Origin of the sequence: Spartinivicinus ruber (genome assembly GCF_011009015.1) — a bacterium.
GTDB classification, from domain to species: domain Bacteria; phylum Pseudomonadota; class Gammaproteobacteria; order Pseudomonadales; family Zooshikellaceae; genus Spartinivicinus; species Spartinivicinus ruber.
Genome location: NZ_CP048878.1, coordinates 3,558,086 through 3,571,750, shown reverse-complemented (window position 1 = coordinate 3,571,750; position 13,665 = coordinate 3,558,086). Strand labels below are relative to the sequence as shown.

General features: G+C 43.8%; 8 protein-coding genes. 2 read left to right on the top strand and 6 right to left on the bottom strand.

What is annotated here, in order from left to right:
- The first annotated feature begins 20 nt into the window (after positions 1-20).
- Positions 21-977, top strand: a complete 957-nt coding sequence (locus G4Y78_RS16380) for a substrate-binding periplasmic protein (RefSeq protein ID WP_163834044.1) — start codon at positions 21-23, stop codon at positions 975-977.
- 189 nt (positions 978-1,166) lie between these two features.
- Here the strand turns inward: G4Y78_RS16380 and G4Y78_RS16375 are convergent, their stop codons facing one another.
- The 6 genes from G4Y78_RS16375 to G4Y78_RS16350 are packed head-to-tail and all read right to left on the bottom strand — an operon-like array spanning position 1,167 to position 8,287.
- Positions 1,167-2,912, bottom strand: a complete 1,746-nt coding sequence (locus G4Y78_RS16375) for a BatD family protein (RefSeq protein WP_163834043.1) — start codon at positions 2,910-2,912, stop codon at positions 1,167-1,169.
- Complete coding sequence (locus G4Y78_RS16370) at positions 2,906-4,816, bottom strand: VWA domain-containing protein (RefSeq protein WP_163834042.1); 1,911 nt, start codon at positions 4,814-4,816, stop codon at positions 2,906-2,908. Before G4Y78_RS16370 ends, G4Y78_RS16375 begins: the two co-directional genes overlap by 7 nt.
- A gap of 19 nt (positions 4,817-4,835) precedes the next feature.
- The gene (locus tag G4Y78_RS16365; protein ID WP_163834041.1) at positions 4,836-5,912 is read right to left on the bottom strand and encodes a vWA domain-containing protein; all 1,077 of its coding nucleotides are present in this window, start codon (positions 5,910-5,912) and stop codon (positions 4,836-4,838) included.
- A complete protein-coding gene (locus G4Y78_RS16360) occupies positions 5,905-6,390 on the bottom strand; it encodes a DUF4381 domain-containing protein (protein ID WP_163834040.1) in 486 nt (161 codons plus the stop codon). The genes G4Y78_RS16365 and G4Y78_RS16360 overlap by 8 nt, the downstream gene beginning before the upstream one ends.
- Positions 6,383-7,315, bottom strand: a complete 933-nt coding sequence (locus G4Y78_RS16355; protein WP_163834039.1) for a DUF58 domain-containing protein — start codon at positions 7,313-7,315, stop codon at positions 6,383-6,385. The genes G4Y78_RS16360 and G4Y78_RS16355 overlap by 8 nt, the downstream gene beginning before the upstream one ends.
- A gap of 9 nt (positions 7,316-7,324) precedes the next feature.
- Positions 7,325-8,287 (bottom strand): AAA family ATPase, encoded by a 963-nt coding sequence (locus G4Y78_RS16350; RefSeq protein WP_163834038.1) that lies wholly within the window; start codon positions 8,285-8,287, stop codon positions 7,325-7,327.
- A gap of 474 nt (positions 8,288-8,761) precedes the next feature.
- On the opposite strand from G4Y78_RS16350, the gene G4Y78_RS16345 reads away from it, so the two are divergent.
- Positions 8,762-13,561, top strand: a complete 4,800-nt coding sequence (locus tag G4Y78_RS16345; protein ID WP_163834037.1) for an NAD-glutamate dehydrogenase — start codon at positions 8,762-8,764, stop codon at positions 13,559-13,561.
- Positions 13,562-13,665 lie beyond the last annotated feature (104 nt).

Here is a 13,665-nt window from a genome sequence, read left to right as displayed (position 1 = left end):
ATGCTAATGGTGAGCTTTTGATGGCTCATAGAGTGCACTGTTATGCAAATAATGTGCTATACGGCTTATGTCGTTGCCTATGGATAACTGGAATAGAAGTCAGTATATCAGAAGTCATTGCAAATGAAATTTACGCTATATTCAGCTATGTAAAAGGCAGTCTCTTAGTGGTTACCTTTGATATGCAAAAGCTAAAGTGCTTCTTACCTTTTTTACCAATTACACTGGGCGGAATATTAATTGCCTTATTGTTGACTAGCAGGGTGTCAATAGCAGAGAAGGTAAGTTTAGCGGTAGCGGATTGGCCACCTTATTACTACAAAGGCCGTCCAGAAGATGGCGTACATTCTCATATTATTAATCAGTTATTTCACCAGGCTGGCTTGGAAGTGGAATATATCTGGTATGATGACTGGAAAGCTGCCTTAAATACGACTAAAGCGGGAAGGCATGATGCAACCCCGTCCTGGCGATGCAATGTAGAGCGAGCTAAGTATTTTAATTTTACTCTACCAATATTTGGAGATCCCTACGTTTTTTTTCATTTAGCAGATAGCCAGTTTAGTTGGGCTGATTATTCCCAGCTTAAAGCATGGGAGCCAATTGGGGTGACGGCTAGTTATGACTATGGTAATGAGTTTCATCAAGCGGTTGCCAAAGATCGCATTTATCTTCATCAGGTAAGGAATGATGTACTGATGCTCAGATTATTACTAAGAGGAAGGATTCAATTGGCACTATTAACCCGTGATAATGGTTTATTATTAATTAAACGCACATTGACCACTTTACAACAACAAAAAATAACTTATCACCCGAAGCCGGTTACTTACGCGATTAGCCATATTTTATTTTCAAGACAAAAGCCTGATCACCAAAAGCAAGTGACTTTACTTAATCGACAGATCTTTCAGAGTAAAGACTTATTTGCGGTTGATATTCAGGCTATCCAAAAACAATGGCAAGGGTGTCATTAAACAGCTTACTTAGTCTTTAACACTATCTTGGAGGCTGTCGCAAAACTACTGTGCTTGCAAATACTGCGTTAAAAATCGACTCAAAGTGCTCATTTATTAAGTTATAAACTCCGCTTTTTCGCCAATTTTTGCCTTGTCTATGCTTCGCTCATAACCTTTTGCGACACCCTCCTTGGGGGGCGTGACACCCTAGTTTGATAGTGTGGGATAAAGTGGCATTAAACTATGTTGTGCTTGTTTAGGTGGTTTGGTGGGCTTCAACAGTTTTATTTGTTGCTTGAAGCCAGCGCAGTCAAACGGTTGTTGTTTATCTCCGTACAGTTGGTTATCTAATGCAGCTAAATAGCTGGTAAGTGCCGGGTTTTTCCAGTGGTTTTCAGCTGCTTGAAGACTTTTAATGTGTGGGTTGGCTAAATACTGACTGCTCCATTCAATAAATAGCTTTCTAATTTTAGGTAAATTTTGTTGGTCGCAGCTGTTGAGTAAAGCTGTTAACAGTTTTTTGTTTGAAGCATTTTCAGCTTTTGGTGTAGTTGAGAGTTGGTTACTGATAATGCCTGACTGCTGACGTTGTCGCCACCACAAGCCAAGAGTAATTAACCAAAGAGCAGCAAATAACAGCGCCAACCATTGCCAATGGTTAGTTTCGGTTGTTTGAGCTTTTGGCATGGGCTGCTCAGTTGTTTCCAATTGTGCAGTGGAAGGTTTTGTAGAGGTAATCGGTGCGGGCTTTACTGGTTGGCTTTGTCCTGTGGTCGCAGGGGCAACAGTAATTTGCTTTGCTGGTAAAACTGCTTCTGTCATTTTTTGACTAGTCGTATTAAACCAGCGATAGCGAATTTCCGGTAATTCAATGGTGCCTGCATGAGTGGGCACTAGTGCGACTGATTCGATCCGTTGGCCAATCACTCCTTGCTCTGTGGAGAGATCCTTGGTTGTAGACTGGTCAGGATAGAGCTTTACCCCATTTAATTCAGAGTTGGTTAAGGGGGGCAATTGAGCTGCAGTTAAGCCTTCGGCTTCAATTTTAATGGTACGGGTAATAGAGTCTCCTACCTTTAACTGATTGGTGTCAGCACTCCAGTTTTCCGTCAAACTCAATTTTTTGGCGGGTAACCAGTTGCCTTTGGTGTTGGCTGGTGGTGCTTTTACTGTGAGCTTAATTTCTGGTGAGTGCTCTACAACCGGTGCGCCGATTTGACGATGGGGGAATAGCCCAAATGGGGAACTTCGGTTGCTACGGGAGGCTATAGTGCCTGTAAATTTAAGGGCAGGTATCCTCATTTCACCACTTTCCTGTGGGAAAATGACATACTTGAGTTCAAATACACCATAACGTTGACCATTAATGATGGTTTCATAGGTTTTAACATCCCCCAACTGTTGGCTAATAGCATTGGGGATCGTTAATGGCGTTATGCGACTATCATCGTATAATGGCACGGAGTGATAAATATAAACAGTTAATACGGCCTGTTCTTGAACAAAAACGGGTTCTTTATCCAAGCTGGCTTCAATAAAAAGGGGAGCAACATTTTTACCTGAAGACTGCTGATGGCTGCCTGCTGGTTTGACATCGAGAGTAATAGGCTTGGTTTTTTCACCTTTCAAACTAATGGGAGGAATGACAACATAGCCGCTTTGTTTAGGAGTAATGGTAATGATCCAGTCAGTCCAGGATTTATTTTTACCATTAATGGATTGAAATTGACTACGCTGGCTCCGGCCTAAAATAGTAAATAACTCATGTAAAGGTGACAGGTCAGGTTCAGCACCAAACTGTTGTTTATCACTGCGTAAGGTAAGCTCAACGGTTTCATTCTGGTTAATCATAGTTCTGTCTACTGAGGCGGTGAACTCAGCATTACAGATAACTGACCAGCCCAGTAATAAAGTGGTTAGCCAGATTAGCACTGATCTTTTCAGGGTCACCATTTGATTTCACTATCCGCTTGTTGCTGTTGAAATTGTTTTAGACGCTGTTGGTAAAGCAGTTTTCTTCTTAATAGACCACTTGGATCATCAGGAATTCGCCTTAACCAGCCTTCTACTTGTTGTTTTTCCAGGCTGTCCTCTTGGTCTGCTTTTGTCAGTTGTTGGGCTTGTTGTTCAGTATTATCCTGCTTCTGATCAGTGGCAGGGTCATCTTTGTTGACTTGAGCCTGTTGTTGTGCCTGGTTGGTTTGGTCCTGCTCTTCAGGTTTAGGGGGAGACTCAGTGACTTGGTTATTCTGGTCTTGCTGGTTGTCTTGATTACCCTGATTTTGCTGTGATTGCCGGTTTTGTTGCTGATCTGATTGCTGCTCCTGTTGGGAGGTGTTTGCCTTATCCTGATCCTGTTGGGACTGATTAGCCTGATTTTGTTCCTGTTGATTTTGACCACTGCTTTGCTGCTGGCTATTGTCCTGTTGTTGGTTATTATCCTGCTGTTGTTCATTCTGGTTCTGATTGGCCTGGTTTTGTTGTGATTGCTGTTGCTGCTGTTTTTTCAGATCTTCCAGAATTTTTTTATTCTTCTTAGCATTTTCTAAGCTTGGATTGAGTTTCAGAGCTTGTTCGTAAGCTTTAATCGCATCATCTATTTTTCCTACATGGGCAAGAGCATTCCCTTGGTTATAGAGGCCTTCAGCTCCTTCTGATTGTGCAAAGGATTCAGCTGCTTGTTCATACTGTTTATTTTTGAACTGAGCAGTACCTTTCCAGTCAGGGCGATTAAATAAGTTGGCTGCATTGGTGGAGTCTCCATTGGCGAGTGCTTGTGCAGCTTGTTGGTCACGGGTTTGCCAAAGGTCTTGCCACCAGCCAGCTTCAGAGGGTTGGGGAAGGGCAAGAGGAACTAGTAATACAGCCATTAACCAGCCACGGCGAAACCCCATTAGTGCCAAAGGTATCACCAAGAGTAATAACCAGAAGCCCTGGTCATGCCACTCATCAAAGGTTTGCTCGACTTCCATGGTTTTTGCCGGGGTATCGGATTCAGGCAAGAGGCGTTCGATATCTTGGTCAGTTAGGGTAATATCACTATAACGCCCTCCAAATTGTTGGGCGAGGGAGGCCAACTGGCTTCGATTTAGTTTGGCGATAACAATGGCTCCCCGTTGGTTTTTTAACAAAGTATTGTTAATTCGAATGGGAGCCCCTTCTTCAGTCCCAATGCCCAAAATGGATAAGCGATAGGGGGTATTACTTAACTGTCGTTTAATGGCGGGGATGGTTTCTTTTTCTAAACCATCCGTCATCAGTATAATATCGCCATTACCCACTTCACTGTTATTTAGTAACTCAAGTGCCTGGTTGATACCACGCTCGGCGCGACTTCCTGTAGAAGGCATAATTTCTGGACTAAGGGCTTTCACCAAATTGGCAATGGTTCGGCTATCATCAGTTAATGGGGCAATTGTGTAAGCTTCGCCAGCATAAGCCACCAAGCCTGTTAATCCTTCTTTACGTTGCTTGAGTAAATCTCGCAACTTGCGTTTGGCTCGGGTTAATCGATTGGGCTTCAGATCATTCGCATACAGTGACAGTGACATGTCTAGCACAATTACCAGTGGCTGAGCAGACTTCTGGACAGGCAGTTTGACTTTTTGCCAGCTGGGGCCTGACAGTGCCAAGCTGACCAATAGCCAAGCAAGTATCAGTAGAGTTAATGGCCAACGTCTTATAGTGGAGTCAGACTCTGCCATTAAATGTTTCAATAAGTGAGGTGGGATCACTTGCTCCCATAAGCCTTGTTTGGGCTGGTAATACCACAGTGCCCAACCTAGTAGTAAGCCAGGGATGATCAGCAATAACCACAAGGGGCGAATAAAGTGAAAGTCAGTTAATAGCTCCATCATTATTTCCCTAACAACACCCTCATTTATTACCCACTACGGTTGCTAGATTAGCATCACGCTTTTCATTATTGTCAGCCTGTCGGCTGGCGACGCTGTTGAAAAGTATGGGCCAGAGGCGACTAAGCGCTAGGCCAAAGCTTAGTAACAGTGCAGCAGCTAGTGGCCAGTGGTAAAAACTTTTACTGGGGCGGAAGGTTTGATCTTGTTGGGAAACCGGCTCCAGTTCATCTAACAATGCATAGATTTTATTGAGTTCCTGGGTATTTTTAGCCCGAAAATATTCACCGCCGGTTTTATCTGCCATAGCTTTGAGGGTTTTTTCATCGAGATCAATAGAAGGGTTAACCCGTCTTGATCCAAATGAAGTACCAAACACCCCAGGTAAAATCATTTCGTCTGCACCAACACCAATGGTATAAATTTTAACGCCTTCTTTAGCTGCCAGCTCCGCCGCTTGAAGTGGAGTTACCTCTCCGGCGGTATTGGCTCCATCGGTTAAGAGAATCAGTACTCGATTTTCTGCAGGGCGCTTTCGTAGTTGTTTAACTCCTAACCCAACAGCATCGCCAATGGCCGTATTTTTACCTGCCATCCCAATTAATGCTTCATCAAGTAGGGTTTTGACTGTAGTTAGATCAAAAGTTAAGGGAGCCTGCAAATAAGCCTGGCTACCAAACAAAATTAACCCCAGCCGGTCGCCTTTGCGGCGGGCAATAAAGTCTTGCAAGACATCTTTAACAACAGTCAATCGGTCTACCTGTTTGTTTCTAAGTCTTAAATCCTGAGCTTCCATGCTGCCGGATAAGTCAACTGCCAGCATCAACTCACGGCTAGTGGTGGGTAAGCTAATGGGACTACCCACCCAACGGGGCTGAGCCAACGCCGATATAAGTAACAACCAAATTAAAATGACTAGCAGTCGTTGAAACCGGTTCGACTGGGATGATTGCTGATGGGAGTCAGTGGCGCTGGCCAGGCTTTGGTAAAACGGCACTCGAATAGCAGCTTGTTGCTGCTTGGCAGGGGGAGCCAGCCAGTAAACAAAAATGGGTAAGGGGATTAATAACAAGATCCAGGGCCAGTTAAACTCAAACATGATGATTAATCCAACGATAGGTAAAGTCTTTGAGTTTGTCTGCCGGAATATTCGGCTGAGCTTGGTATTGGCTTATACCAAAAAAATCATCGGGTAATTGCACGGCATTACTTGGCTGATGGGCGAGCAAAAATTGTTGCCAAGCTTGCCCAGTTAGTGCAGCCACTCGATTGCGACCATAGGCGGTTATGGCTACCTGTTTTAATAGTTGATTACAGGCAGTAATAAATGCCGCTAAATTTTGTTGGCGTTGATAAGTTTGCCAATAATTGTCTAACAGCTGGCTGGCTTGTTGACGGTAACGACGTTGCATTCTACGTCGATAGAACTTGTAGCTGGCAAATCCGGCTATCAATAATATCAAAGCTGCCAATAGCCACCAACCGGGTGCCATTGGCCACTGACTGATGGGTTCAGGCTGGGCTAAAGGCGCCAGTTGTTTTAATACCTCCTCTGGAATGGCGGGTTGGTTAGCCATGTCGCCTCCGCTGTCCAGCGAGTTTTTCGACTAATTGCTGCAGAGCAGGCTCGGTCGTTGAAAGTTGCAGTAAGGGCATACGATAACGTTGGCACATGGTGATGAGTTGCTGCTGTTGAGTTTGCCACTGTTGTTGATAGCGTTGTCGACTTTGGCTATGACGGCTATTGATGTTTAGCCGGTGCTGTCCGTCTGTTACGGCATATACCCCTGGCTTGGGTAATTGCACCTCTAATGGATCAGTAATATTGACAATAAAAACATCACTATGTTGAGACAATTTATAAAGATGTTGTTCTGCCAAGGGTGGGAGTTGATAAAAATTACCTACTAAAATGACCGCGCTGCCAGGTTTAATGAGCTGGCGACTATAGCGAAGCGCATGACAGAAATATTCTGAAGCAGGAAGGCTGTTAGATTGCTGCCAAGACAGGGCATGATTCATTTCTGTAATGGTATGCAACAGTTGCAGTACGGATTTTTTGCTGCGTTTGGGTTTAATTTCCTGGTGTTGTTGCTGGTGATTAAATACTAAACCGCCTACGCGATCACCATGTTGTAAAGAGGCCCAGGCAAACGCTGCAGCTGCTTCGGCTGCGGTGACTGATTTGAAGTCCTGGCTGCTGCCAAAAAACAATGGCAGACTTTGTTCCACCAATAAAAAAACTGGTCGCTCTCGCTCTTCCTGAAACAGCTTGGTGTGAGGCACCTGAGTTCGGGCAGTGACTCGCCAATCAATGGTACGGACATCATCTCCTGGCTGATAAACCCGTACTTCAGCAAAGTCGACACCACGTCCTTTTAGTTTCGACTGATATTGGCCTGCTAAACTGCTACGTACTTTATTGGGAGTAAACAGTTGAATATCTTTAGCTGCCAACCGTAACTGAATCAGCTCCTTGATAGAGGTATATGCTCCACTCATAACCTTTCCCTAGCTGGTGGGAACTACTTGTAGTAGTTGGTCAATGACATGATCGGCATTAACCCCTTCAGCTTCTGCTTCAAAAGTCAGGAGTAAGCGGTGGCGGAGGACATCATGGGCAATGGCCTGAACATCATCAGGAGTAACAAAGTCGCGGCCTTGTAACCAGGCATAAGCACGAGCACAGCGATCCAAAGCAATCGTACCTCGCGGGCTGGCACCGTATTCCAGCCAACTGGCTAGTTGGTCATCGTAAGCTCTTGCATCACGAGTAGCTAACACTAGTTGGACAATATATTCCTCCACTGGATCAGCCATGTGCAATGCCAAAATTGCTTGGCGAGCGGCAAAAATATCGGTTTGGGTTACTGGCTGGGCAGGAAGCTTAGGGGCTTGAATGGCTTCGCCACGGGCTAACTGGAGTATTTTCCGCTCCGCATCAGCGGTTGGGTAGCCGATCATGACATGCATTAAAAATCGGTCCAGTTGAGCTTCTGGCAGGGGATAAGTACCTTCTTGTTCAATGGGGTTTTGGGTGGCCATCACCAGAAATAAATCGGGTAGTGGGTAACTGGTTTTACCCACGCTCACTTGGCGTTCTGCCATGGCTTCTAATAACGCTGATTGCACCTTAGCTGGCGCACGGTTAATCTCATCGGCCAAAACCAAGTGATTAAAAACTGGGCCGGGTTGAAACTCGAAACTGCCGTTTTCTGGGCGATAAATATCCGTGCCAGTAATATCCGCAGGCAACAGGTCAGGGGTAAACTGAATACGGTGGAAGTCTGCTTCCAAACCATCAGAGAGGGCTTTAATGGCTTTGGTTTTGGCAAGCCCAGGTGCACCTTCAACTAATAAATGGCCATCGGCTAGCAAGGCAATCAATAGTCGTTCTACTAATCGGTGTTGACCAATAATTTGGCTAGACAAATATTCTTGTAAGGCAATAATGGCTTGCTTTGCTGTTGTCATATTCCTTCTCTACACCACGCGTCAAGTGACGGACATTTGGGTCTATAGACCCTTTTAGTCAACAAGTAGGCTAATTAGTTTTACCGAGTTTTATTTTTATCGCGCAAGGATAAAGAGAATTTTGTGTTTTGCAACCTTCAAACCCGTAATGTTGAAACAGAAGGTAAGCAACTCCTATCGCTGAATTTTAGGAGGTGACTAAAAAAACATCACTCTGCGTGATTTGTTGTTTATTTAGAATGACTAAACTTCTATCCTCGTGGCCCTAGCAAACGTCAACAAACCCTAGCCCATTCGGAAAATACGACTTAAGTTGCTTGTTACCCCCTGTCTATAATCTGTCAGTTTATTTCCAGCCTATTGCAAGTGAATAATAAGTGTTCAGCTAGCCTGGGTTGATGAAGTCATGGCCAAACTCATGGTCTACGCTTGTTAAGTGTGGGTTAGACTGGGCAATACTGCGGAGTTTAAGGTATGGGCTATATTTCAGCCGACAACAAAACCGATTATTTAAAAAAGCTAGTGGCCGAAGTGGTAACACATGTGCCGGCCAATCAGGTAGATGCGTTGACAGCATTTACTCACCAGTTCTTCTCTATTGCTGGGTTTGAAGATTTATTAAAGTTTCGTAAAAGTGATATTGTCGGCAGTACCCTATCATTTTGGAAGTTTATCCAACAGCACAATCCCGAGCAGCCTAAAATAGCCATTACTAATCCAGACTATGAACATTTTGGCTGGCACTCTACCCATACTGTCATCCAAATTATTCATCAGGATCTGCCTTTTTTAGTGGACTCTATTCGAATGCGCTTAAATCAGCGCGGTACTACCATTCACTATCTGCAAAATACTGTTCTGAATTCCGTTCGTGATAATAGTTTTCAGTTACTTTGGGAGGCAGAGCAAGGCACTGAAAGTAAAGAAGCTGTCATGTATTTGGAAATTGACCGGCTTGAGCATCAACGTGAGCTGAATGAACTGACTGCTGAATTAAATGGGGTATTGTCAGATGTACGACTGGTGGTGGCTGATCATCATGCTATCTGTGACAAAGTTGCTGCCCTGTCTGAGCAGCTGGGTAGCCGTCACCCGGCGGGCAATGTCGATGAAGAACAAGCCTTTTTAAACTGGCTACTCAGTAATAATTTTACTTTCCTTGGTTATGAAGAGATTGACGTTAAAGGGAAGGGTAAGAATAAGCAACCAGTGGCATTAGAAAATACTGCGTTGGGGCTATTGAAGTCCAATCGAGTGGCTGCGCATATTGATTGCGACTTTTTAACCAATAAAGATATTATCAGCTTTTCTAAGTCAGGGTTGCGCTCCAGCGTTCATCGTCCGGCTTACCCTGATTACATTGCTGTTAAACAATTTGATCAGGCCGGTGAAGTAGTTGGTGAAGTCAGAATTATGGGTTTATATACTTCACCTGTTTATTCGGAAAGCCCTAAACTCATTCCTATTTTACGTAAAAAAGTTCAAGCAGTTATTGATCGTAGTGGTGTAGAGCCTTCAAGTCATCACGGCAAAGAATTGGCACAGATCTTAGAAGTATTCCCACGGGAAGAGTTGTTTCAAATGCAGTTTGATCAGCTTTTTGAAACAGCCATGGGTATTCTCCAAATTCAAGAAAGACGACAAATTCGTGTTTTTATTCGCCAGGATAAGAACTGCCTGTTTTATTCCTGTTTGGTGTATGTCCCTCGTGATGTATACAGCACTGAGCTACGGATAAAAATGCAAACTATTCTAGAGCAACGGTTAGGTACGGTTGATTCGGAGTTTACCACTTATTTTTCAGAGTCAGTATTGGCACGGGTGCATTTCACCCTCAAACTGGATTCGGAAAATGTACGGGATTACAACCTGCAAACCATTACCAGTGAAATTATTCAAGCGGCTTACTCTTGGGAAGACGAATTTAAAGATACTTTATTGGAAGCCAAAGGAGAGGTTGAAGGTAATCACCTGGCTAATCTCTATGGAAAAGGTTTCCAAGCGGGTTACCGGGAAACCTTTTCACCCAGAACGGCGGTTGTTGATGTAGAGCATTGTGAGTCGTTATCAGATCGCCAGCCGTTAACTATGAGTTTTTATCAGTCAATTGATGATGTAGATAATCGGTTGCGGTTTAAAGTATTTCATCAGCACCAGCCGTTGCCGTTATCTGATTTGATTCCAATTATTGAAAACCTAGGGTTACGGGTGATTGGTGAGTATCCTTACACAGTACGCAAGTCGACTGGGGAATCTGTATGGATTCATGATTTCACCTTGCTATACGGTAAAAATGAGCCAATTAATGTACAGCAGGTGAATACAATTTTTCAGGATGCTTTCCAGCATATTTGGTTTGGCCAGGCTGAAAATGATGGTTTTAACCGGTTGATTTTAGGGGCTCAATTAAGCTGGCGGCAGGTATCCGTATTGAGGGCTTATGCACGTTATTTAAAACAAATTCGTTTTGGATTAAGCCAACCTTATATTGAGCAAACTTTAACGGAAAATATTGAAATTGCCAGGCTGCTGGTAGAGCTGTTTGATATGCGCTTTAATCCGGAATTACAGCAGGGTAGTGAGCAGCGTAAAGCACAACAGCAGACATTGGAACAAAAAATTTACAATGCTCTTGATCAGGTAACTGTACTTAACCAGGATCGTACTATTCGTCGCTATGTGGATGTGATTAATGCGACACTACGAACCAACTTTTTCCAACCTGACGAAAAAGGTCAACAAAAAGACTATATTTCATTTAAATTTTCACCCAAATTAATTCCGCAAATTCCACTGCCTTGCCCCATGTTTGAAATCTTTGTTTATTCGCCTCGCGTGGAAGGGGTGCATTTACGAGGTGGTAAGGTAGCCCGAGGTGGCTTACGCTGGTCTGATCGACTAGAAGATTTTCGTACTGAAGTATTAGGCCTGGTAAAAGCCCAACAGGTGAAAAATGCGGTGATTGTGCCGGTGGGTGCTAAAGGCGGCTTTGCACCTAAGCACCTGCCAACAGATAGTCGTGAAGCGATATTGGAAGAAGGGATTGCCTGCTATAAAACCTTTATCCGTGCGTTATTGGATGTCACGGATAATTTGCAGGAAGGTAAGGTGGTTCCTCCTGCATCTGTCGTGCGTTATGACGGTGATGACCCTTATTTGGTTGTGGCAGCTGACAAAGGGACCGCCACTTTCTCTGATATCGCAAATCAACTGGCAGATGAGTATGGTTTTTGGTTGGGTGATGCCTTTGCTTCTGGCGGCAGTGTTGGCTATGACCATAAGAAAATGGGGATTACCGCACGTGGTGCCTGGGTGTCAGTGCAAAGACATTTCAGGGAAAAAGGCATTGATATCCAAAAAGATACTATATCTGTCGTTGGTATTGGAGATATGGCAGGTGACGTATTTGGTAATGGCATGCTGCTATCAGAAAGCTTGGCGGTAGTCGCTGCTTTTAACCATATGCATATTTTTATTGATCCTAACCCCTTAATTTCACAATCATTCAAAGAGCGGCAGCGGCTGTTTAATTTACCTCGTTCTAGCTGGATGGATTACGACCAGTCACTCATTTCGGCTGGCGGTGGCATTTTCTCTCGAGATGCCAAGTCGATAACCATAACGCCTGAAATGAAAGAGCGGTTTGCTATCGAAGAAGACCAGCTGCCCCCTAATGAGTTAATCACTGCCTTGTTGAAATCACCAGTGGATTTAATCTGGAATGGGGGTATTGGTACCTATGTCAAAGCTTCTGCTGAATCCCATGGTGATGTAGGAGACCGAGCCAATGATGCACTACGGATTAATGGTAAAGAATTACGTTGTAAAGTTGTTGGTGAAGGTGGCAACTTAGGTCTTACTCAGTTAGGCCGGGTTGAATATTGCCTAAGTCAAGGTGCTTCGAATACTGACTTTATTGATAATGCAGGTGGTGTAGATTGCTCTGACCATGAAGTCAATATCAAGATTTTACTGAATGAAGTAGTAAGTAATGGGGATATGACCCTTAAACAACGTAATCAGTTGCTTGAAACAATGACGGATGATGTAGCTGATTTGGTATTAATGAATAATTACCGACAGGTGCAGGCTATCTCGTTAGCACAGCAAGAAGCAGCGCAAGTCATGGATGAAAGTAAACGCTTTATTCACTACCTGGAAGCACAAGGTAAACTAAATCGCGCTATTGAGTTCTTGCCTGATGATGAAGGTTTGGCTGAGCGGGTGGCTAATAATCAGGGGCTTACTCGACCAGAGCTGTCTTTATTAATTTCTTATAGTAAAGCTGATTTGAAAGAAGCACTGCTTGCTTCAGATGTGTTGGCTGATGCTTATCTGGCCAGAGAGGTGAATACTGCATTTCCTCAAGTATTGGTGGAAAAGTTTGGTCATGCTATTGAAAGCCATCGGCTCAGAAAAGAAATTGCGGCTACTCAAATTGCCAATAATTTAATTAATATGATGGGCATTACATTTGTTCATCGCTTACAGTTATCGACAGGTGCTGAGCCGGCAGAAATTGCCAAAGCTTTTGTGGTTGCTAGAGATATTTTTGCTATTAATGATTATTGGCAAAAAATTGAATCGCTTGATCATAAAGTGCCTGCAGCTATTCAGCAGGAAATGATGGCTGATCTAATTCGATTAACTCGTCGTGCTACACGCTGGTTAATTCGAATGAAACGCAAAGAACTCAATGCAGAGGAATGCGTTGCTCATTATGGTAAACAGATACGTGAGTTTAGTCAGCTATTACCTGATCTGCTGAGTGAAGAAATGCGGCAAGTGTGGCAGGCTAAAACCCAGGAGTTAGTGGAAAAAGGTGTGCCAGACGATTTAGCTGGTTTTGTAGGGGGATATCGCTATTTGTCTTATGGTTTATCAATTGTTAAAGCAGCGGATCAAACTGGACAACCATTAGCTAAAGTGGCGCAAACCTATTTTGCTATTGGTGAACGTTTGCATTTACATTGGTTCGCTCAAGAGCTGGGTAATCTGGAAGCATCAAACCATTGGCAGTCAATGGCCAGGGAAAGTATTCGAGATGAATTAACCTGGCAACAGCGGGCACTGACAGTAGCAGTTTTAAATATGGAAACCGCTATTGAAAATATCGCAGAACGGATTGAGCAGTGGATTAATCAGCATCAAGTGTTAGTCGGACGTTGGGATGCTATGCTGGCAGACCTTCGTGGTCAAACCAATTGTGAATTAGCGATGTTTACCGTTGCCAACCGGGAGCTAATGGATTTAGCACAAAGTGGCTCGCGGTAGTTTTTTGTTACTTCTAATACCTTAGGAATTGTCGCAGAACGCACTTATTGCTCCCTCTCCCTTTGGGAGAGGGCTGAGGTGAGGGTGTAGGGGATAAACTCTAA